Raw genomic sequence first — 19,184 nt, 5'->3', positions numbered from 1 at the left:
ATGGAGATTCGTCGCCCACAGGCCGTCCCCAGATCATGGGGTGTTCATCCACCGGTTATCCACGAGGTTTCCACAGGTTGTCCACGGGGTAAGAGGGGGCCTTCTGGAGTCCCAGATCGACTGTTCACAGGCCGTCCACACGTTATCCACGAGTCATCCCCAGGTTCTCCTCAGGATGTCCCCAGATTCGTCCCCAGCCCTTGTGGGTGGATTTTTCCCGGCATTGGCGGTCGTACCGACGCGCCGATTTTGCGTTTCCGCTGGTCCACAGTGTTTTCCACAGGCTGTGTACGAGCATCAAGATCCACGCTTGCTCTGTTTGATACGCATTGTCAGCTCGTTGACCTGGTTGTACATCGACCTGCGCTCGGCGATGAGCGACCGGATCTTGCGCTCGGCGTGCATCACGGTGGTGTGGTCGCGGCCGCCGAACTGCTGGCCGATCTTCGGCAGCGACAGCTCGGTCAGCTCGCGCGCCAGGTACATGGCGATCTGCCGGGCGTTGACGAGCGCGCGGCTGCGCGAGGTGCCGCACAGGTCTTCGATGCTGATGCCGAAGTAGTTGGCGGTCTCGGTCATGATGGCCGCGATCGTGATCTCGGTGTCGGACTCCGAGGTGATCAGGTCCTTCAGCACGACCTCGGCGAGCTGCAGGTCCACACCCTGCCTGTTGAGGCTGGCGAACGCGGTCACCCTGATCAGGGCGCCCTCCAGCTCGCGGATGTTGGTGGAGATCCGGCTCGCGATGTACTCCAGCACCTCGGGCGGCGCGGCCAGGCCCTCCTGGATGGCCTTCTTCCGCAGGATCGCGATGCGGGTCTCCAGCTCGGGCGGCTGGACGTCGGTGATCAGGCCCCACTCGAACCGGTTGCGCAGCCGGTCCTCCAGCGTGATGAGCTGCTTGGGCGCGCGGTCGCTGGAGATGACGATCTGCTTGTTGGCGTTGTGCAGGGTGTTGAAGGTGTGGAAGAACTCCTCCTGCGTCTGCTCCTTGCCCTCCAGGAACTGGATGTCGTCCACCAGCAGGATGTCGATCGCGCGGTAGCGGCCGCGGAAGCCGTCGGCCTTGTGGTCGCGGATGCTGTTGATGAAGTCGTTGGTGAACTCCTCCGAGCTCACGTATCTCACCCGGGCGCCGTCGTACAGGCTCTGCGCGTAATGCCCGATCGCGTGCAGCAGGTGGGTCTTCCCCAGGCCGGAGTCACCGTAAATGAAGAGCGGGTTGTACGCCTTCGCGGGGGATTCGGCCACCGCCACGGCCGCAGCGTGCGCGAACCGGTTGCTGGCGCCGATGACGAATGTCTCAAATGTGTACTTCTGGTTGAGTCTGGCCGGCTCGCTCGGCTTGTTGCTCTTCGCTTCCCAGCGATTCGGCGCCGGCTCCGGCGCTTTCTCCACAGGCGGTGTGTACGGCTGCACCTGTTCAAAAGAGAACGAAGGCTGTGGATATTCGGTGGACGCCGGAGGCTGCTCGGGCTGTGGAGAATAGAACTGCGGGGGCTCGGATGCCTGGTAGTGCTGGGGTTGCACCGGCTGTGTGTAACGCGGCTGGCTATCCACACTCTGGGGATAAGACACATTCACAGGCTGTTGATGGGTGTCCGGCAAAGGCTGTTCGGGGGCCGTGGTGTCGATCATCACGGCCAGCCGCATCGTCATCCCCAGTTCCTGGGACAGCGCGTGGGCCACCAGCGGGCGCAACTTGCCCTCGATGAGGTCCTTGAGGAAGTCGTTGGGGACGCCGAGCACGATCGTGTCGTCCGCGAGAGCGATCGGACGGACCATCGACAGCCAGGTGCGCTGCTGGATGGGCACGTTCTCGTTGAGGAAGTTGCCCAGGGCCCTCGCCCATACCGTGCCGAGGTCGACACCACTCATGGTGCGGCTCCCCTCCTTCCTCTCGCGGCCCCCCGCGATCGTTTATCCACATGACCGTGGTCGCCCCGAGCGGTCGGCGACCCCTTCGTCCACAGCGTGGCGGCAGGGCTTCGTACCCAGGTCCTCCACAGGAGATCCACAGGCTGTGCACGGTGTTTCCGGTGGTCCAGAAGGGCCGACAGTATCCATGTGCACAGCTGTGTTCAAGACGTTGTCCACAGCGTAGTGGCACCTGGATGCACAAACTGTGGACGCGGGCCCGGCGGTGGAAAAGTCGCCTGTGGATCAGTGGATAACCCGTTCAGTTTGACCTGGGACGCCGTTGGCCCGTAACGTACGACGGTCGGCTTGCCACGCGACGGCTATTTCGCGTGCCCTCGCTCCCACGGCAGGCCAGCCATGTGTGTATAAGCGCCCCTGGGCGCACCTTCAAGCCTGGAGCCCACCCGTGAGCAAGCGTACTTTCCAGCCGAACAACCGTCGCCGCGCGAAGACCCACGGCTTCCGGCTGCGGATGCGCACCCGGGCCGGTCGCGCCATCCTCGCCGCCCGTCGCCGCAAGGGCCGCGAGAAGCTGTCGGCCTGATCGACCCGCGCCCGAAGTCCGGCCCGTCGGTGTACCTCGCCGACGGGCGTTAGGCGTATACGGTGCTGTCCCGTCAATCCCGCATGCGGCGCGGGGACGAGTTCGAAGCGGCGGTCCGGCGCGGAAAGCGCGCCGGACGCCCCACTTTGGTGGTGCATCTCAACCTTTCTGGGGAAGAGACACCTCTGGTTGGTTTCGTGGTGAGCAAGGCCGTTGGTGGCGCGGTGACCCGGAACAAGGTCAAACGACGGCTCCGACACCTGATGCGCGACCGTCTCGACCGGCTGCCGCGAGGTAGCCTGCTGGTGGTACGCGCCAATCCACCGGCCGCGTCTGCGTGCGTCGAGCAACTGGCCGCCGAGCTCGACGCCGCGCTGGATCGTTTGCTCAGGCGGCGCGAGTCCTCGACGGGTGGACACAGATGACGGAGCAGCCGCAAGGGATGCCGGGCCTCGCCGCCCGGGCGCTGATCATCCCCATTCGGTTCTACCGGGCTTTCATCAGCCCGATGCTCGGTCCACGCTGCCGGTTCTACCCGTCGTGCAGCGCGTATGGGCTCGAGGCGATTGCCGTACATGGGGCATTGCGCGGCACATGGCTGACTGTCCGGCGCATCGGGCGGTGCCACCCATTCCATCCCGGAGGTATAGACCCGGTGCCCCCACGCCCGGTCCGGTCCCACGAAACGCAAGGGAGCTAGCTCGGTGGAGCTGTCCTGGCTCAATTGGCTGTACACGGCCGTCGCCCAAGTCATCACCTGGATCCACCAGGTCTACAGCACTTTCCTCGACCCCAACAGCGGGTTGACCTGGGCGCTGACCATCGTCACGCTGACCGTCTGCATGCGGATCCTCATCTTCCCGCTGTTCCTCAAGCAGATGCGGTCGTCGCGGAAGATGCAGGAGCTGGCACCGAAGGTCCAGGAGCTCCGCAAGCGCTACAAGAACGACAAGCAGCGCATGAACCAGGAGGTCATGGCGCTGTACCAGGGCGCCGGCGCCAACCCCCTCGGTGGCTGCCTCCCCGTCGTGGCGCAGTTCCCGATCTTCATCTCGATGTTCACCGTGCTGCGGGCCATCGCCGCCGACCAGGCCAAGTTCGGCATGTCGCAGGAGCTGGTCGACAGCGCCAAGCACGCGCTGATCATCAACGCTCCCCTGCCCGCCACGTTCTTCGAGGCCCCTGACATCGCCCAGAAGGTCGTCATCGGCTGCTTCGTGGCGATCAGCTCGCTGACCACGTTCCTCACCGTCCGGCAGAGCGTGACCCGCTCGATGGCGCAGATGCCGGACAACCCCATGGCGCAGCAGCAGAAGATCCTGATGTACATCTCGCCGCTGTTCGCCTTCTTCAGCCTCAACTTCCCGCTGGGCCTGATCCTCTACTGGGTCACCACCAACCTGTGGACGCTGGGCCAGCAGCACTGGTTCTACAGCCGGCACCCCATGCCGCAGTTCGACGCCAAGGGCAACGCCATCCCCGTGACGCCCAAGCCCGGCCTCGTGGCCAAGATGCGCAAGACCACTCCGGCAGAGGAGGCCCCTCCCGCCGCTCCGGAGCCTAAGATCATCAGGCAGCAGCCCAGCCGCCAGTCCCGCAGCAAGCGCACCGGCAGCAAGAAGTCTTGAACACGAAGGAGAGGCCGGCGATGACCGAGGCCGAGCAGGAGAAGGCTCCTGATCTCAACGCGCTTGAGCAGGAAGGCGAGATCGCTGCCGACTACGTCGAGGGCCTTCTCGACATCGCCGACATCGACGGCGACATCGACATGGACGTCGAGGGCGACCGCGCCATGGTCTCCGTCGTGGGGCTCAAGGGCAACGAGCTGGTCGGGCCCGCGGGGGAGGTCCTGGAGGCGCTGCAGGAGCTGACCCGGCTGGCCGTCCACCGGCAGACCGGGGAGCGGTCGCGGCTCATGCTCGACGTCGCCGGCTACCGCGAGCGGCGCCGGGCCGAGCTGAGCAAGCTCGGCACCGAGGTCGCCAACCAGGTCAAGGAGAAGGGTGAGCCGAAGGCGCTGCACCCGATGACGCCGTTCGAGCGGAAGATCGTCCACGACGCGGTGGCGGCCGCCGGGCTGCGCAGCGAGTCCGAGGGTGAGGAGCCGCAGCGGTACGTGGTGGTCCTTCCCGCCTGAAACGTGCATGGTGAGCCGGTTCGGCCGTCTGTCGGCGCTTGGTTGCGCTGATGGGCGGCCGTTTCCGTATCTATAGCTGTACGTACGGGATGCGGGGGTTGTGTGGGCCACTGGCGGGTTCGCGGGCTTGCCTCCGTGTTTGTGCGGATCGACCCCTGTTCCTTGTATGTGGAGCGATGTTCGGCGCGTTTGTGCGCTGGCGTTTGGGTTCGGTGCTGTTAGCGGGGAAGCGCACGGTTTTGTGTGTTGGCCTTGCTGTTCGTCCCGGAAGATGCCTCTGAGTGTTTCTTTCGGGTGATATGCGCTTTATGTCGTTTGTAGGGGATTTGGGGTCCAGGGTGGATCAGGAGGGTGCGCGGCGGCGTGCTCGACCGTCCCTCACATGCCAGCCCGCTAGTCTTCCAGTGTGATCTCACATCTAGCCTTGGGTGGACACCGCCCCTAGAACGTCGAGACCTCCACCGTCGAACGCCCACCGGCATCACCGCCGAGCAGGCAACCTGAGTACGAACACCACCTGAAACTGAGAAAGGGCCAGCATCCAGTGAGCGAAGAGCTTCCGGCGCCGCCGGACATAGCGCGGGACGTCTTCGCCGGGGAGGCATGGGATCGCGCGAACGCGTTCGCCGCGCTGCTGGCGGGCCCGGGCGTCGTCCGGGGACTGCTGGGGCCGCGCGAGGTGCCGCGTATCTGGGATCGCCACCTGCTCAACTGCGCGGTGGTCGCCGAGGCCGTGCCGCCGGAGGTGCGGCTGGTGGACATCGGCTCGGGGGCGGGACTGCCGGGGCTGGTGCTGGCCATCGTCCGCCAGGACATCGAGGTCACGCTGCTGGAGCCGTTGCTTCGCCGTACGGTGTTCCTGGAGGAGTGCGTCGAGGCGCTCAAGCTGGACAACGTCGAGGTGCTGCGCGGGCGGGCCGAGGATCTGGCGGGGGAGCGGGAGTTCGACGTCGCCAGTGCTCGGGCGGTCGCGCCGCTCGACCGGCTGCTGAAATGGGCCATGCCTCTTCTGCGTGAGGGCGGCGAGCTGATAGCCATGAAGGGGGAGCGAGCCGCCGGCGAGCTCGCCGAGGCGGAGTCCCAATTGCGGGCCTGCGGGGCACGAACGGCCGAGCTTGTGACCGTCGGGCACGGTAAGGTCGAGCCGCCTGCAACATTGGTTCGGGTGGTAGCGGGTCGCGCGCCGGAGCGAGCCAGGCGGCGACGAAGGAGGTGACGGTTGTGCCAGTCGCGTCTTGCGGTCTTGGCTGGCCGGACAGCCGTCTGTCCGAGAGCCCAACCGGGGTTGGATGGCCCGAAATGGGCGTGTCGCAACAGCAAATTCCCGGCACCGGCACACCACTGGTTGAAAGGATGGCCAACGTGACCCAGACCCCCCTGAACCCCGGTGATTCGCCGTTGGTACGAGAGGCGCTCAGTTCAGTGGTTTCACGTGAAACACCTGCCACCACCCAACCGGCCGTCACCCAGCCAGCCGCCGAGCAGCCGGCCGCCACCCAGAGGGGCGGCACCAGCGGCGACGGCGACAACGCCTGGCCTCGGCCGGCGAAATGCAGAGTGATCGCGGTGGCCAACCAGAAGGGCGGCGTCGGCAAGACCACCACCTCGGTGAACATCGCCGCGGCCCTGTCGATGCACGGCCAGCGCGTCCTCGTGGTGGACCTCGACCCGCAGGGCAACGCCTCGACGGCCCTGGCCACCGAGCATCGCGGTGACGTACCGGATGTCTACCAGGTGCTCGTCGACGATCTGCCCATGGTGGAGATCGTCAAGCAGGTCCCCGAGATGCCGAATCTCTACTGCGCGCCCGCCACGATCGACCTGGCCGGCGCGGAGATCGAGCTCGTCTCGCTGGTGGCGCGGGAGGCGCGGCTCCGGCGGGCGCTGGCGGCGTACGAGGCGGAGTTCGACTACATCGTCATCGACTGCCCGCCGTCCCTCGGCCTGCTGACGGTCAACGCCCTGGTCGCGGCGGAGGAGGTCATGATCCCGATCCAGTGCGAGTACTACGCGCTGGAGGGCCTCGGGCAGCTCCTCAGGAACGTCGACCTCATCAAGGCGCACCTGAACCCGGCCCTGCGGCTCTCCACGATCGTCCTGACGATGTACGACGGGCGTACCAGGCTGGCCTCGCAGGTCGCCGACGAGGTGCGGTCGCACTTCGGGGAGACAGTGCTGAAGACGGTCATCCCGCGCAGCGTCCGGCTGTCGGAGGCGCCCAGCTATGGGCAGTCGGTCATGACGTACGACCCGGGGTCGAGCGGGGCGATGGCGTACATGGACGCGGCCCGGGAGATCGCCCACCGCGCCACCGTGGCCTGACCTCTGGCCGCTCGCGGGTCTTTTTCGGGTACGGCTTGAGGGCGTGGGTTCCCATGCCCGTGCTCCGGTGTTCCTCCGCCGGGTTGGTGCGGTGGACTCCGGTGGTGGGTGGTCTCGTTCGGCGTGAGTCGTGAGTTGGGCAGATTTGTAGCCGTGTCGGCGTAAATCCCACAGGACTGTGTGTGGCGTGGCGGCACCCCGCTGGGCCCGCAACGGTAACCTCTCCTGGAGTGACCGGAATCGACCGGCTGGATGAGGAGACGCAGTGAGTCAGCAGCGGCGGGGATTGGGCAAGGGACTCGGGGCGCTCATCCCGACCGGACCCATCGTTGACGGCCCGGGTGCGGCGCCCGCTCCCTCGAACGGTTCCACGGTCGAGGCAGGCCCGAAGCCGATCGCCGGAGCGTATTTCAAAGAGGTCGCGCTGACCGCGATCGTGCCCAACCCTCGTCAGCCGCGTGAGGTGTTCGACGACGAGCGCCTCCAGGAGCTCGCCGACTCCATCCGCGAGGTCGGCCTTCTGCAGCCGATCGTGGTGCGCTCCGTGGGTGGCGGCCAGTACGAGCTGATCATGGGGGAGCGGCGTTGGCGGGCGTGCCAGCAGGTCGGTCTTGACCCGGTCCCGGCGATCGTCCGGAACACCCAGGACACCGACCTCCTCCGGGACGCGCTCATCGAGAACCTCCAGCGCGAGCAGCTGAACGCTCTGGAAGAGGCGGCCGCCTACCAGCAGTTGCTGGACGACTTCCAGGCGACCCACGAGCAGCTGGCCAGCAAGGTGGGGCGCTCTCGCTCGCACATCACCAACACGCTGCGGTTGCTCAACCTCCCGCCGGAGGTTCAGCTCCGCGTGGCCGCCGGCACCATCAGCGCCGGGCACGCTCGCGCTCTGCTCGGCCTGAGCAGTGCGGAGGAGCAGGTTGAGCTGGCCAAGCGCATCGTGGCGGAGCTGCTGTCCGTGAGGGCGGTGGAGGAGATCGTCGCCATGGGCAGTGCGAAGGCCGCTCAGAAGGCACCTCGGGAGCGGCAGGCGCCCAAGCCTACGGCTCCTGGCCTGACCCATCTAGCGGACCGGCTCTCCGATCACTTCGAGACGAAGGTCAAAGTCGACCTGGGGCGGCGTAAGGGACGGATCGTGGTGGAGTTCGCGACGATCGACGACCTTGAGCGCATCATCGGGACGATGGCGCCTGAGGCGGCACGGGCGATGCGGGAGCGCGAGGACTGACCTGGCCTGTTTCACGTGAAACCACTCGCCGTTTCACGTGAATCCACTTCCCTTCCTCCGGCCCCCTCTTCTCTTCTCTTCGGTTCTCCCCTCTTCTCTGTGCGCCGGTGTCCGGTCTTGCTTCGTCTTGCGGGTGTGCCCGCAGGGTTGCGCCGCGGGTGCTGTGTGCGGGGCGAGCGTGATGGCCGGTCAGGCTGCCGCCTTGAGGTCTCTCCAACGCGCTCCAGCTCGCCGGACGCTCTGCTTCAGCTCCGCGGGCTCGCCGGACTCTCCGGCCTTCCGGCTCCCGGGGCTTCTGGATCTCCTGGCTTCCCGGCCTTCCGGCCTTCCGGCCTTCCGGCCTTCCGGCCTTCCGGCCTTCCGGCCTTCCCGGCTCCTCGGCCTCCCGCCTCTCTGGGCTCCCCAGTTCTCCGGGCTTCCGGCTCTCCGAGCTCTCCAGGCTCCCCGGCCCACCGAGTTCCTCGGCCTCCCGGCTGCTCTCTGGGCTCCCCAGTTCTCCGGGCTTCCGGCCCTCCGGGTTCCCCGGCTTGCCCGCCCTGGCCTTTCGGCTCCTCGGTTCGGTCGGCTCTCCGGGCTGGCCGGCTCCCCGGATTGTGTCTAGCTCGGTCAGTGTCATGTGATGGCGCCGGATCGCGGTGACCGTCGGATAGCGGGCGAACCCGGCCAGGAACAGTGCCAGCGCCGCCGTCTGCGCGAAGGCCGAGTCTTACCACGCGGGAGGCGGCGTCCTGAGAGTCCTTCGCCTGGACGGGCGCGGGCCCCGGAACCTCCGTGACTGGAGCGTGAGCCGAGATCGCCTTCGCCGGCCACCCGGCTACCCAGCCACCCAGCAGCCCGGTGGCTCCGGTTACCTCGGAGCGGCGTGGCTGTGGTCGCCCTGGAGGTGTTGTTTGGTCTTGGACGCTAGGGGGGCTGTTGAGCCTCGGTCGCTTCGCGGGCCGGGGCGTGGGCGGTTGGGCCCTCCACGCCCGCGCCCCACGCCCGCGCCCCACGCCCTGCGCCCCACGGCCCGCGCATCCGCTCGTGGATGGGTGAGTGGGCGTGTTTCACGTGAAACCCCTGCGGGACTCCGACGGGGGAGCGTAGTGGGAGGCCGTGTTTCACGTGAAACGGCGTCGGCGGTTAGAGGGCGGCTGCCTTGTGGAGGGCGGCTAGGAAGTCGTCCACGTGTTCTTCGGTGGTGTCGAAGGCGGTCATCCAGCGGACTGTGCCTGCGGTCTCGTCCCAGTAGTGGAAGAGGTAGTTCTGCAGGAGGGCTTGAGAGGTGGAGTGGGGGAGGGTGGCGAAGACGGCGTTGGATTCCACGGGGTGGGTGAGGGTGACGCCGGGGACGTCCACGATGCCGTTCGCCAGGCGGAGTGCCATCTGGTTCGCGTGGGAGGCATTGCGGCGCCACAGGTCGTCGGTCAGGAGAGCGGAGAGCTGGGCTGAGACGAAGCGCATCTTGGAGGCCAGCTGCAGTGACTGGCGACGGAGGTAGGGGACTGCGTCCGTCAGGGACGGGTCCAGGACGACCACCGCTTCGGCGGCCATGGCGCCGTTCTTGGTGCCGCCGAAGCTGAAGACGTCCACGCCGACGTCCGTGGTGATGGCCTTCAGGGAGCAATGCAGGTGGGCGGCGGCGTTGGCGAGGCGGGCACCGTCCACGTGGAGGCGTAGGCCGGAGGCGTGGGCCGTTTCGGCCAGGGCGGCGATCTCGGTGGGGGAGTAGCAGGTGCCCAGCTCGGTCACCTGGGAGATGGAGACGACCGTCGGTTGGGGCTCGTGGTGCTGGCCGATGAGGTGGAGGTGGGCCTTGATGTCGTCCGGGTGGAGCTTGCCCTGGGGGGTGGGGATCGTTCGCAGCTTCACGCCCAGGAGGCGTTCCGTGGCGCCCGTTTCGTGGGTGGCGATGTGGGCGGTGTCGGCGCAGAGGATGGCGTCGTAGCGTCCGAGCATGAGGGCCAGGCCGACCATGTTGGCGCCAGCTCCGTTGAGTACGGCGAAGCCTTCCGCCGTGGGGCCGAACGTTTCCTTGATTTTGTGCTCGAAGGTTGAGGTCCAGGTGTCGTCGCCGTAGGCGGGGGCGTCTCCCTGGTTGGCGGCGGTCATGGCGTTGAGGATGTCGGGGTGCACGCCTGCGTGGTTGTCGCTGGCGAAGCTCTTTGGGTGGGCGGGATTGATCGGCACACCGTAAGGCTATGCAAGGCGCTGGTGCTGAGGCCGGGAGGGGCGGGGGCGCTGGGGGATGGTTCTCGCCGTTGCCTCGTGGTCGGCCGCGACCAAGCGGTCGTAGCGGGCGCCGTGCTCCTGCTGTCGTTGATGGTGGTGCCTCCCGCCGGCATGCGCCGATGCTTCAAGCGCTGGCCGTCGTCGCGAGCTCTGGGACGGTGCGGGGGCGACCGGTCGCCTGTGCGGTATGGCGGTGGGATGGTGCGCCGGGGTGGTCGACGGGGTCCGGTGGGCGGATCCACGGCTGCTCTTCATGAGTTAGCGGTCGCAGCCAGTCGAGATATCGAGAGAAGGCAGGGACGCCGCGTCGGAGAGGGAGGCGGCCGGTGGGGGAGAGGAAGGGCGGTGACGTCGGAGGCATGCGGTTCCGGCACGCGGGGGGATGGAACAGCACCACGCGGAGCAGGAGAGCGCTCGTTGCCTGGCGGACGACGAGAGCTGTCGTGGTGGATACGGAGGCGCAGCACCAGGGACGAGACAGTAGTAGCGGCCGCAGGGGCGGCGGCGAGAGCGGTCGGCTCCTATCGGACAAGGGCGCTGTCGTGTTGTGGACAACGGGTGGCTTCGCGGCACGACAAGAGGCAGTAGCTGCGCAGGGACGAGGGGGACAGGCGTGCAGGTGACGAGAGCGGTAGTCGCTTGGCGGGCGAAGAGAGCTGGCGTGGGGGATGACGGGAGGCTCCGGACGAGGGGTGAGAGCGCGCAGTAGGTGTGTGGGGAACGGGAGCGGTCGTCGCCTGACGGGCAGAGAAGCTGTCGTGTTGCGGGGAGCGGGTGGCTTCGCGGCACGACAAGAGGCAGTAGCTGCGCGGGGGCGAGAGGGCAGCCGTGCAGGAGAGGGGGAGCGGTGGTCGCCTGGCGGGCGAAGAGAGCTGTCGTCGAGGATGACAGGAGGCTCCGCACGAGGGACGAGAGAGCAGAGGTGCGCGGGGGCGCGGGCGGGGACAGTCGGCTTCTGACGGATAAGGCGGCTGTCGTGCCGCGGACAACGGGCCGCGCCCGCGGCACGACAAGAGGGCAGCAGCCGCGCGGCGGCGGAGAACAGCACCGCGGTAGCGGAGAACAGCCTCCGCGCGGTGGAGAGGACGCGCAGGGGGAGAAGTGGGTGAGGAGAGAGGCTAGGGGCGGGGGCGGTGGGCGGCGTTTTGGAGGAGGGTGCGGCAGAGGTCGCCGAGGTCGCGCCCCGCTGCCTCCGCCGCCATCGGCAGCAGCGACGTCTCCGTCATCCCCGGCGCCACGTTCACCTCAAGGAAGTGCGGGTCGTCGGACGCGTCCACGATCAGGTCGGTACGGGAGATGTCCCGCAGCCCCAACGCCGTGTGCGCCGTAACGGCCATCCGGGCGCAGGCTTCGGCGGCGGCCGCGGAGAGGCGGGCGGGGGCGAAGAACTCGGTGTGCCCGGCGGTGTAACGGGCGGCGTAGTCGTAGACGCCGGCGTCGGGGACGATCTCCACGGCGGGCAGCGCCACGGGCCCCTCACCGAGGTCGACGACCGAGACCGACACCTCGACGCCCTCGACGTACCGCTCGATGAGGGCGGTGTCGCCGTAGGCGAAGCAGCCGACCATGGCGGCCGGCAGCTCGTCGGCCGTACGGACGATGGACGCGCCGAGCGCCGAGCCGCCGCGGGCGGGCTTCACGAACAGGGGGAGGCCGAGCCGGTCGATGATGCGGCCGAGCACGACGGTGGCGCCGAGGTCGTGGAAGGTCTCCCTGGGGAGGGTGACGGACTCGGGGGTGCGCAGGCCGACCGAGCGTACGACGGCCTTGGCGGTGGGCTTGTCGAAGGCCACGCGGCAGGCGTCGGGACCGGCGCCGACGTAGGGCACGTCGAGGAGTTCGAGCACGGAACGGATCGCGCCGTCCTCGCCCGCGCCGCCGTGGAGGGTGACGAACACCGCCTCGGGCGGGTCGGCCAGGATGGCGGGGACGAGGGAGGCGTCGGTGTCGCGGGCCTCCACGTCGATGCCCGTGGCGCGCAGCACCTCGCTCACCCGGCGGCCGGAGCGCAGGGACACCTCCCGCTCATAGGAGAGGCCCCCGGCCAGCACGAGCACGTGGCCCAGATCGCTCATCACATCTCCTCCGCTGATCGTACGCGTCCAACCGTACCGGCGGCTGGCGGCGAATGGTGTAGGTGAGGCCCGCACACGAGTACGGCCGGCGTCCCCGTCCCCGGGGAGCGCCGGCCGTACCGAGGAAAGCTAGGCCAGTTCGGGCCCCGGCGTGTCAACGCCGGCCCGCTCGGGACCGGAGCCGGTGCCGAACATGTCCCGGAGCTGCATCTCCTGCTCGATCACCCCGGACAGGCGCCGGACGCCTTCGCGGATGCGATCGGGCTCGGGGAAGCAGTAGGACAGTCGCATGTGCCGGGCGCCGCTGCCGTCGGAGAAGAACCCGGTGCCGGGCACGAACGCCACCCGCTCGGCCACGGCCCGCGGCAGGATCGCCTTGGAGTCGAGCCCTTCGGGCAGGGTCGCCCAGACGAAGAAGCCGCCGGCCGGCCGGGTCCAGGTGACCTCGGGCGGCATGAGGGCCTCCAGGGAGTCCAGCATGGAGTCGCGCCGCTCGCGGTAGAGCTCCTTGAAGGACTTGATCTGCTCCCGCCACGGCTGCGTGGCCAGGTATTGGCCCACGGCGAGCTGCGTGAACACCGAGTGCGACAGCACGGCCGACTCCATGGCCAGGATCAGCTTGTCGCGGATGGCGTGCGGCGCGAGCGCCCAGCCGACGCGGAAGCCGGGGGCGAGCGTCTTGGAGAACGACCCCAGGTAGACCACGCCGTCGGGGTTGTCGGCGCGCAGGGCGCGCATGGGCTCGCCGTCGAAGCCGAGCAGCCCGTACGGGTTGTCCTCGATGATGAGGATTCCGGCACGCTGGCAGATGTCGAGCACCTGCTGCCGCCTGGCCAGGTTGAGCGTGACGCCGGCCGGGTTCTGGAAGGTCGGGATCGTGTAGAGGAACTTGACGGGAGCTCCGGCGGTCTCCAGCGCGTAGATGGTCTGGGCCAGCGATTCGGGCACGATGCCCTGATCGTCCATGGCGATGTGGACCACTTTGGCCTGGTAGGCGGAGAACGTCCCGAGGGCCCCGACGTACGAGGGGCCTTCGGCCAGCACGACGTCGCCCGGGTCGATGAAGATCCGGGTGATCAGGTCGAGCGCCTGCTGTGAACCGACGGTGACGACGACGTCGTTCGCCCCGGCCTCGATCCCCTCCAGCCGCATGACCTCGCAGATCTGCTCGCGCAGGTGCGGGTCACCCTGGCCGGAACCGTACTGCAGCGCGACCGTGCCGCGCGTGGTGACCAGGTCGGAGACCAGCTGGCCGACCATGTCGAGAGGGAGCGCCGTGACGTACGGCATGCCGCCGGCGAGCGAGACCACCTCGGGTCTCGACGCGACGGCGAAGAGAGCTCGGATCTCGGAGGCGACCATCCCGGTAGCTCGCGCGGCATACCGGTCGACGTAGGCGTCGATGCGCGACCCTTGGGTCGCGGGTGTCTGACCGTGATCCAGCTCTTCCGTCACGGCCCACCTCCTAGGTGTCATATCGGACCGAAATACCAGATTACGCCAGTCGGACATGTCCTTCGTGACCGGGCTCGACCGTCGTGGTATCCGCTGGCTCCATCTTCACTGAGCTACCATGCCACCAACGGACGCGGTTTTCGCGCGCTTTTCTGGGTCGACGATAGGGGCCGTAGTTGTCGCGCCGGCTGGTCAACATAACCCTGGACAATCTCGAAGATCTGCCTCGCCGCTGCCGGCGGTGCGTGTTCTGGGAGCTCGATCCCGTCAGCGGCGAGCGTGCCATCCATTCCGGCGACTCCGGGCTGGAGAAGGAGGCCTGGATCTCGGGCACGCTGCTGGAATGGGGGAGCTGCGGGAAAATCGTCTATGTCGACGGGGTTCCGGCCGGGTTTGTCCTCTACAGCCCGCCGCTCTACAGCCCGCGTTCGCTGGCCTTCCCCACCTCGCCGGTGAGCGCCGACGCCGTGCTGCTGATGACGGCCCACATCATCCCCGAGTTCTCGGGCGGCGGGCTGGGCCGGATGCTGATCCAGGGCGTGGCGAAGGATCTGACCCGGCGCGGGGTGAAGGCCATCGAGGCGTTCGGCGACCTCAAGTGGGAAGAGCCTAGTTGTGTAGTTCCTGCTGAATACTTGCTTTCTGTGGGTTTTAAGACGGTTCGACCGCATTTGCGATTTCCGCGCCTGCGTTTGGAGCTGAAGAGCGCCATCTCGTGGCGTGAGGACGTCGAGGTGGCCCTCGAACGCCTTCTGGGGTCCATGAGCCCGGAGCGCGCCCTTCGTCCCGTCTGACGGCTCTTGGGGGCCGAAGAAGGGCATACGAAAGCCCCCCGCGGGCACCGCCGCAGGGGGCTCTCACATGAGGGCGACTAGATGATGCCGTCGAGCTCGCGCAGCAGCATGGCCTTCGGCTTGGCGCCGATGATCTGCTTCACGACCTCGCCCCCCTTGTAGACGTTCATCGTGGGGATCTGGAGCACGCCGTACTGGCGGGGAACCTCGGGGTTCTCGTCGATGTTCAGCTTGACGATCTCAAGCTTGTCGCCGTGCTCGTTCGCGATCTCCTGCAGGATGGGCGCGACCTGACGGCACGGGCCGCACCACTCGGCCCAGAAGTCGACCAGCACGGGCTTGTCGCTCTTGAGGACCTCGGTCTCGAACGTGGCGTCGGTAACTGCCTTCACGGTGCGCTCCTTACTTCTCGTTGTTGGCCAGCCAGCGCTCGGAGTCGAGCGAGGCGGCACAGCCGGTGCCGGCCGCGGTGATGGCCTGGCGGTAGGTGTGGTCGACGACGTCGCCGGCCGCGAACACACCGTCGATGTTGGTGGCGGTCGAGGGCGAGGCGACCTTGACGTACCCGTCCTCGTCGAGTTCGACCTGGCCCTTGACCAGGTCGGTGCGCGGGTCGTGGCCGATGGCCAGGAACAGCGCGTCGGTGGCCAGCTCGCACTCCTCGCCGGTCTTGACGTTGCGCAGCTTGACCGCCTCGACCTTGGTGTCGCCGAGCACGTCGACGACCTCGGAGTCCCAGACGAACCGGATCTTCTCGTTGGCGAACGCGCGCTCCTGCATGATCTTGCTGGCGCGCAGCTCGTCACGGCGGTGGACGACCGTCACCATGCGCCCGAACCGGGTCAGGAACGTCGCCTCCTCCATGGCGGTGTCGCCGCCGCCCACGACCACGATGTCCTTGTTGCGGAAGAAGAAGCCGTCGCAGGTGGCGCACCAGGACACGCCGTGGCCGGACAGGCGCTTCTCGTTCTCCAGGCCGAGCTCGCGGTAGCCCGAGCCCATGGCCAGGATCACCGACTTGGCGTAGTAGGTGTCGGTGTGGGTCTTGACGACCTTGGGGTTGGCCTCCAGGTCGACCTCGACCACGTCGTCGGCCACCAGCTCGGCGCCGAAGCGCTCGGCCTGCTTGCGCAGGTTGTCCATCAGGTCGGGGCCCATGATGCCGTCGGGGAAACCGGGGAAGTTCTCCACGTCGGTGGTGTTCATGAGCGCACCGCCCGCCGTCACGGAGCCCTCGAAGACCAGCGGCTTGAGTTCGGCGCGCGCGGAGTAGACGGCCGCGGTGTAGCCCGCAGGGCCCGACCCAATGATGATCACGTTACGAACGTCGCTCAACGCTCCCACGCCTTCCTCGTCTGCTGTTTGCTTCGGGCTCAACAGATCCTAGGCCGCGCTGATTCCCGGCCCTGCCCGCGAAACGAAAGAGCCCGCCGAAGCGGGCTCTGACGTGGGCTTTCGATTACCAGCGGCCCAATGTGGGCTTGCGCAGGTTCTTGCAGTTGAACGGGTCGACGATGTCGATGCGCAGCTTCTTGGCGGCCTGGTCCTTCCATGAGGCCACGATCAGCGCCTCCTGGCCGTTGTACTGGCCCTGGTCGACCGCGAACGTCTTCAGCTTCGAACGGGCCGCCACCTTGCCGACGCATCGGTCGACCCTGGCGGTGTCCGTGGGGCCTTCGAGGGCCGGAGCGGCGCCGAAGTACCCGAGCAGCGGCTGGCGCAGCTCCCGGTCGCTGTAGTTGTAGTTGCTGTCGGTCAGCGCGTAGGCCCTGGCCCGCAGATGGGACGGCTTCGACGGCGTCGCCGGCTGCGCCACCGTGGGCCCGGACGAACCGCCCGGCCCGCTCCCGCCGGCCAGCAACCCGCCGGAGACCGCCAGCGTGCCGACCACCACCGCGGCCGCCGCCGACGCCGCCACGGCGGGCATGGCCCACCTGCGCCGCCGTGCCGACCTGGTCCGGGCCGGGACGATCGTGCCGTCGTCGGAGACCACGCCGAGACGTACCGGCTCAGGCGTCTCCGCCGCCGGCTGCTCCCACGGGGAGTCCCGCATGAGCCTGTCCCAGTCAGGTGCCTCCACGAGGTCGACGCCCCCTCGGCGGGACTCCGCCTCGGCGGCCAGCGCCTTGTCGATGCGCAGTGCGACGCCCATCGGCATGGCCGGTGTTGGGGTCGCCGCGAGCACCTCGCGAACCGCCGCCAGGTCTGCCAGCAGCTCCCCACAGGGGTCGCAGACCGCGAGATGCTCGCGGACCCGGCGTGCCGTCGCGGCGTCCAAGAGACCCTCTGCCAGCTCGGCTAGGACCTCAAGATCGTAGTGCGTATCACCCGTCACGAAGTTCTGCTCCCTTCGCGGATGAGACGCGATTGAGGTCCGAACGGTTCCGCAGATGCGAAAGAATTGGGGCAAGTTTCGCGCGACCCCTCGCGCATCTGCTCTTCACGGTGCCGCTGGGCACCTGAAGCACCTGAGCTGCGTCTTCGACGGAATACCCCATCATGTCCACGAGCACGAGAGCCGCCCGCTGGTCGGCGGGCAGCAGTTTCAGAGCGGCCGAAACCTCCATCGAGACCTCGCGCTCGACGGTCTGGTCGGGGAGCGGGCTGTCCCGCTCGGCGGCCTCGATCAGTTCGTCGTCGGCCACCGGACGGACGGACTTGCGCCGCATCCGGTCGAGGCAGGCGTTGACGACGATGCGGTGGAGCCAGGTGGTGACGGCCGCCTCGCCTCGGAACGAGGCGGCCTTGCGATATGCGGAGACGAACGCGTCCTGAACGGCGTCCGCCGCCTCGTCAGGGTCACCGAGAGTACGCAGCGCCACCGCCCACATGCGGTCACGGTGCCTTTTGACGATCTCGCTGAACGCGTGTGGATCCCCGTTGATGTGCGCGGTGAGCAGCTCGGCGTCTGTGATCGCCGGCCGCTCCGCTGGTGAGGGTGTCTCGGGTGGGGAGTTCACAAGAGAGATTCCTGATTTATGCCGATCCGGGAGAATGCACCACTACTTCATAGATGGTGCCACGAAACTGGCCCGCATCTGCCGGAACGCGCGTAAACCAGATCAAAACGTACCGACCGCTTGCTGAGTCCTCGGGGGTCAGGGTGGTCTTGCCCGAGGCGCTCTTCTGGGTCGCCACGGTCTTGAGCGAGCCGAGCTCGGGGGAGTCGCCGACCTTCAGCTCGACGCTCGCGCCGTCGGCCTTGCCCAGCGTAGCCACCACGTCGCTGATCTGCATGGACTTGCCCATGTCGAGCAGCAGGCCGACGCCCTTCTTGAGGTTTCCCAGCTCGGCGTTGCCGTAGCTCTGGGTCGTCCAGGCCGTGCTGGGCTTGCCGTCGATGGCCAGCTCGGCGATGTCGGACTTCTCGTCGCCGTCGTCGCCGAGCGGGTCGAAGCCCTTGGCCTTGTCGGCCTTGACGGCCTGGACCGAGGCCGAGGCGGAGGACTTGCCGGTGGTCGGGCTGACCGAGGCCTCCGGGGTGGCGGGGCTGCCGAGGCTGCGGCCGATCGTCCAGGCGCCGACGCCCACGGCGGCGATGACGAGCAGCACCACCAGCGTCATCAGCACCCGGTTGAGCACGCTGCCGCCGCCCTGGCTGGGCGGCCGGCGCGGCACGGGCGGCGGGGGCGGCATCGTGCGCTGCTGCCGGTGGGCGATGTCGAGGCCCTCGGTGTGGGAGGCGGAGGCGACCGCCGGCGTCGAGGGGTAGGAGATGGCGATCGGCATGGGCCGGGCCACGTCGGCCAGCGCCTCGGCGACCTCGGACGGGCTCGACAGCGCGCCCTGCCCCTTGCGCGACTCGGGAAGGCAGGCGCGGACGGTGACGGTGTCCAGATAGTTCGGGACGCCGGCGGTGACCTGCCGCGGCGAGCAGAAGTGCCCGTCGATCATGGGGGCGGCAGGCAGGCCGCCCTCCTCCTCGTCGCCGGGCCAGTGGCCGGTCAGGCCGGCGTACAGCAGCCTGCCCAGCCCCTCGGCGTCGTCGAGGGCGGGCTGGTCGGTGGTGAGCCCGGACAGCGCGGCGTCGACGGCCACGCCGAGCACCTTGACCGTGTTGCCCGTCGTCCAGATCAGGTGGGACGGGCGCAGGCACAGGTGGTAGAGCTTGGCCTCGTGGGCGTGCGCCAGCGCCTCGGCGGCCTCGGCCACCAGGCCGGCCGCGCGTTCGGGCTCCAGCGGGCCGGCGGCGAGCAGGTCGGTCAGCGACTCGCCGGTGACCCACTCGCTGACCACGTAGGAGTGCTTGTCGTCCTCGGCCGCGTCGAACACCTGCGTCAGGCGCGGGTCGGTGAGCCGGCTCGCGGCACGGGCGGCGGTGACGACCTCGTGCACGCGCGGGAAGTCGGGGCCGAACGTGTGCACCGCCACCGGGCGGGCGAGGATCTCGTCGATCGCCTTCCACAGGGTCGCGCCATCGGACTCGCTGACGCGGTCCTCCAGCCGGAAGCGCTCGGCCAGTCGGGTGCCGGGTTCCACGGCCGACGTGCTCACAGGC

At 68.2% G+C, this 19,184-nt stretch carries 18 protein-coding genes; 9 read left to right on the top strand and 9 right to left on the bottom strand.

Features of this window, described 5'->3' with window-relative positions; all coding sequences use genetic code 11:
• Positions 1-297 precede the first annotated feature (297 nt).
• On the bottom strand, positions 298-1,878 hold the full coding sequence (dnaA, locus tag ACFYYW_RS44465) for a chromosomal replication initiator protein DnaA (RefSeq protein WP_352324553.1): 1,581 nt from the start codon (positions 1,876-1,878) through the stop codon (positions 298-300).
• A 448-nt stretch (positions 1,879-2,326) separates the two neighbouring features.
• Between dnaA and rpmH the strand changes: the two genes are divergently transcribed.
• The 8 genes from rpmH (at position 2,327) to ACFYYW_RS44425 (ending at position 8,151) form a co-directional block, all read left to right on the top strand.
• Positions 2,327-2,464 carry a 50S ribosomal protein L34 gene (rpmH, locus tag ACFYYW_RS44460; protein WP_043614899.1) on the top strand — a complete coding sequence of 46 codons (138 nt, stop codon included), beginning with the start codon at positions 2,327-2,329 and terminating at the stop codon, positions 2,462-2,464.
• A gap of 83 nt (positions 2,465-2,547) precedes the next feature.
• Positions 2,548-2,889, top strand: a complete 342-nt coding sequence (gene rnpA, locus ACFYYW_RS44455) for a ribonuclease P protein component (RefSeq protein ID WP_387659416.1) — start codon at positions 2,548-2,550, stop codon at positions 2,887-2,889.
• A 17-nt stretch (positions 2,890-2,906) separates the two neighbouring features.
• Complete coding sequence (gene yidD / locus ACFYYW_RS44450; RefSeq protein WP_352322972.1) at positions 2,907-3,164, top strand: membrane protein insertion efficiency factor YidD; 258 nt, start codon at positions 2,907-2,909, stop codon at positions 3,162-3,164.
• A 4-nt stretch (positions 3,165-3,168) separates the two neighbouring features.
• Positions 3,169-4,092: a membrane protein insertase YidC gene (gene yidC, locus ACFYYW_RS44445; RefSeq protein ID WP_352322969.1), complete on the top strand. Its 924-nt coding sequence runs from the start codon at positions 3,169-3,171 to the stop codon at positions 4,090-4,092.
• Positions 4,093-4,112: 20 nt separating this feature from the next.
• Positions 4,113-4,601, top strand: a complete 489-nt coding sequence (locus ACFYYW_RS44440; protein WP_352322968.1) for a R3H domain-containing nucleic acid-binding protein — start codon at positions 4,113-4,115, stop codon at positions 4,599-4,601.
• A gap of 544 nt (positions 4,602-5,145) precedes the next feature.
• Complete coding sequence (gene rsmG, locus ACFYYW_RS44435) at positions 5,146-5,817, top strand: 16S rRNA (guanine(527)-N(7))-methyltransferase RsmG (RefSeq protein ID WP_352322967.1); 672 nt, start codon at positions 5,146-5,148, stop codon at positions 5,815-5,817.
• Between the two features lie 137 nt (positions 5,818-5,954).
• Entirely contained in the window at positions 5,955-6,923 is a 969-nt protein-coding gene (locus ACFYYW_RS44430; RefSeq protein ID WP_387659412.1) for a ParA family protein, read from the top strand.
• Between the two features lie 265 nt (positions 6,924-7,188).
• Positions 7,189-8,151, top strand: coding sequence for a ParB/RepB/Spo0J family partition protein (locus ACFYYW_RS44425; protein WP_387659409.1), 963 nt, complete (start codon positions 7,189-7,191; stop codon positions 8,149-8,151).
• A gap of 1,122 nt (positions 8,152-9,273) precedes the next feature.
• Here ACFYYW_RS44425 and ACFYYW_RS44420 read toward each other — a convergent pair.
• From ACFYYW_RS44420 to ACFYYW_RS44410, 3 genes are all read right to left on the bottom strand, one after another.
• Positions 9,274-10,320: a threonine aldolase family protein gene (locus tag ACFYYW_RS44420; RefSeq protein ID WP_387659406.1), complete on the bottom strand. Its 1,047-nt coding sequence runs from the start codon at positions 10,318-10,320 to the stop codon at positions 9,274-9,276.
• 1,160 nt (positions 10,321-11,480) lie between these two features.
• Complete coding sequence (locus ACFYYW_RS44415; protein ID WP_387659403.1) at positions 11,481-12,437, bottom strand: D-alanine--D-alanine ligase; 957 nt, start codon at positions 12,435-12,437, stop codon at positions 11,481-11,483.
• 129 nt (positions 12,438-12,566) lie between these two features.
• Positions 12,567-13,913 (bottom strand): PLP-dependent aminotransferase family protein, encoded by a 1,347-nt coding sequence (locus ACFYYW_RS44410; protein WP_387659400.1) that lies wholly within the window; start codon positions 13,911-13,913, stop codon positions 12,567-12,569.
• Positions 13,914-14,068: 155 nt separating this feature from the next.
• Here ACFYYW_RS44410 and ACFYYW_RS44405 point away from each other — a divergent pair, with 155 nt between their 5' ends.
• A complete protein-coding gene (locus ACFYYW_RS44405; protein WP_352322962.1) occupies positions 14,069-14,686 on the top strand; it encodes a GNAT family N-acetyltransferase in 618 nt (205 codons plus the stop codon).
• Positions 14,687-14,763: 77 nt separating this feature from the next.
• Here the strand turns inward: ACFYYW_RS44405 and trxA are convergent, their stop codons facing one another.
• The 5 genes from trxA to ACFYYW_RS44380 all read right to left on the bottom strand — a co-directional run bounded on the left by trxA (position 14,764) and on the right by ACFYYW_RS44380 (position 19,180).
• Complete coding sequence (gene trxA, locus ACFYYW_RS44400; protein ID WP_352322961.1) at positions 14,764-15,078, bottom strand: thioredoxin; 315 nt, start codon at positions 15,076-15,078, stop codon at positions 14,764-14,766.
• 10 nt (positions 15,079-15,088) lie between these two features.
• Positions 15,089-16,021, bottom strand: coding sequence for a thioredoxin-disulfide reductase (gene trxB, locus ACFYYW_RS44395; RefSeq protein ID WP_352322960.1), 933 nt, complete (start codon positions 16,019-16,021; stop codon positions 15,089-15,091).
• Positions 16,022-16,145: 124 nt separating this feature from the next.
• Positions 16,146-17,021 carry an anti-sigma factor family protein gene (locus tag ACFYYW_RS44390; protein ID WP_387659395.1) on the bottom strand — a complete coding sequence of 292 codons (876 nt, stop codon included), beginning with the start codon at positions 17,019-17,021 and terminating at the stop codon, positions 16,146-16,148.
• Positions 17,011-17,646 carry an RNA polymerase sigma factor SigM gene (gene sigM / locus ACFYYW_RS44385; protein ID WP_352322958.1) on the bottom strand — a complete coding sequence of 212 codons (636 nt, stop codon included), beginning with the start codon at positions 17,644-17,646 and terminating at the stop codon, positions 17,011-17,013. Before sigM ends, ACFYYW_RS44390 begins: the two co-directional genes overlap by 11 nt.
• 16 nt (positions 17,647-17,662) lie before the next feature.
• The gene (locus ACFYYW_RS44380; RefSeq protein WP_352322957.1) at positions 17,663-19,180 is read right to left on the bottom strand and encodes a protein kinase family protein; all 1,518 of its coding nucleotides are present in this window, start codon (positions 19,178-19,180) and stop codon (positions 17,663-17,665) included.
• Between the last annotated feature and the right edge of the window lie 4 nt (positions 19,181-19,184).

Origin of the sequence: Nonomuraea sp. NPDC001831 (genome assembly GCF_042892035.1) — a bacterium.
Taxonomy (GTDB): Bacteria; Actinomycetota; Actinomycetes; order Streptosporangiales; family Streptosporangiaceae; genus Nonomuraea.
The sequence above is the reverse complement of the archived record's forward strand: the minus strand, read 5'-3'. Positions and strand labels throughout refer to the sequence as shown.

Bases quoted from the DNA above. Each gene is read 5' to 3' on its own strand.
- ACFYYW_RS44410 (WP_387659400.1), bottom strand. From the start codon at position 13,913: ATGACACCTAGGAGGTGGGCCGTGACGGAAGAGCTGGATCACGGTCAG.
- rnpA (WP_387659416.1), top strand. From the start codon at position 2,548: ATGCGGCGCGGGGACGAGTTCGAAGCGGCGGTCCGGCGCGGAAAGCGC.
- yidD (WP_352322972.1), top strand. From the start codon at position 2,907: ATGCCGGGCCTCGCCGCCCGGGCGCTGATCATCCCCATTCGGTTCTAC.
- ACFYYW_RS44430 (WP_387659412.1), top strand. From the start codon at position 5,955: ATGGCCAACGTGACCCAGACCCCCCTGAACCCCGGTGATTCGCCGTTG.
- ACFYYW_RS44415 (WP_387659403.1), bottom strand. From the start codon at position 12,437: ATGAGCGATCTGGGCCACGTGCTCGTGCTGGCCGGGGGCCTCTCCTAT.
- dnaA (WP_352324553.1), bottom strand. From the start codon at position 1,878: ATGAGTGGTGTCGACCTCGGCACGGTATGGGCGAGGGCCCTGGGCAAC.
- ACFYYW_RS44440 (WP_352322968.1), top strand. From the start codon at position 4,113: ATGACCGAGGCCGAGCAGGAGAAGGCTCCTGATCTCAACGCGCTTGAG.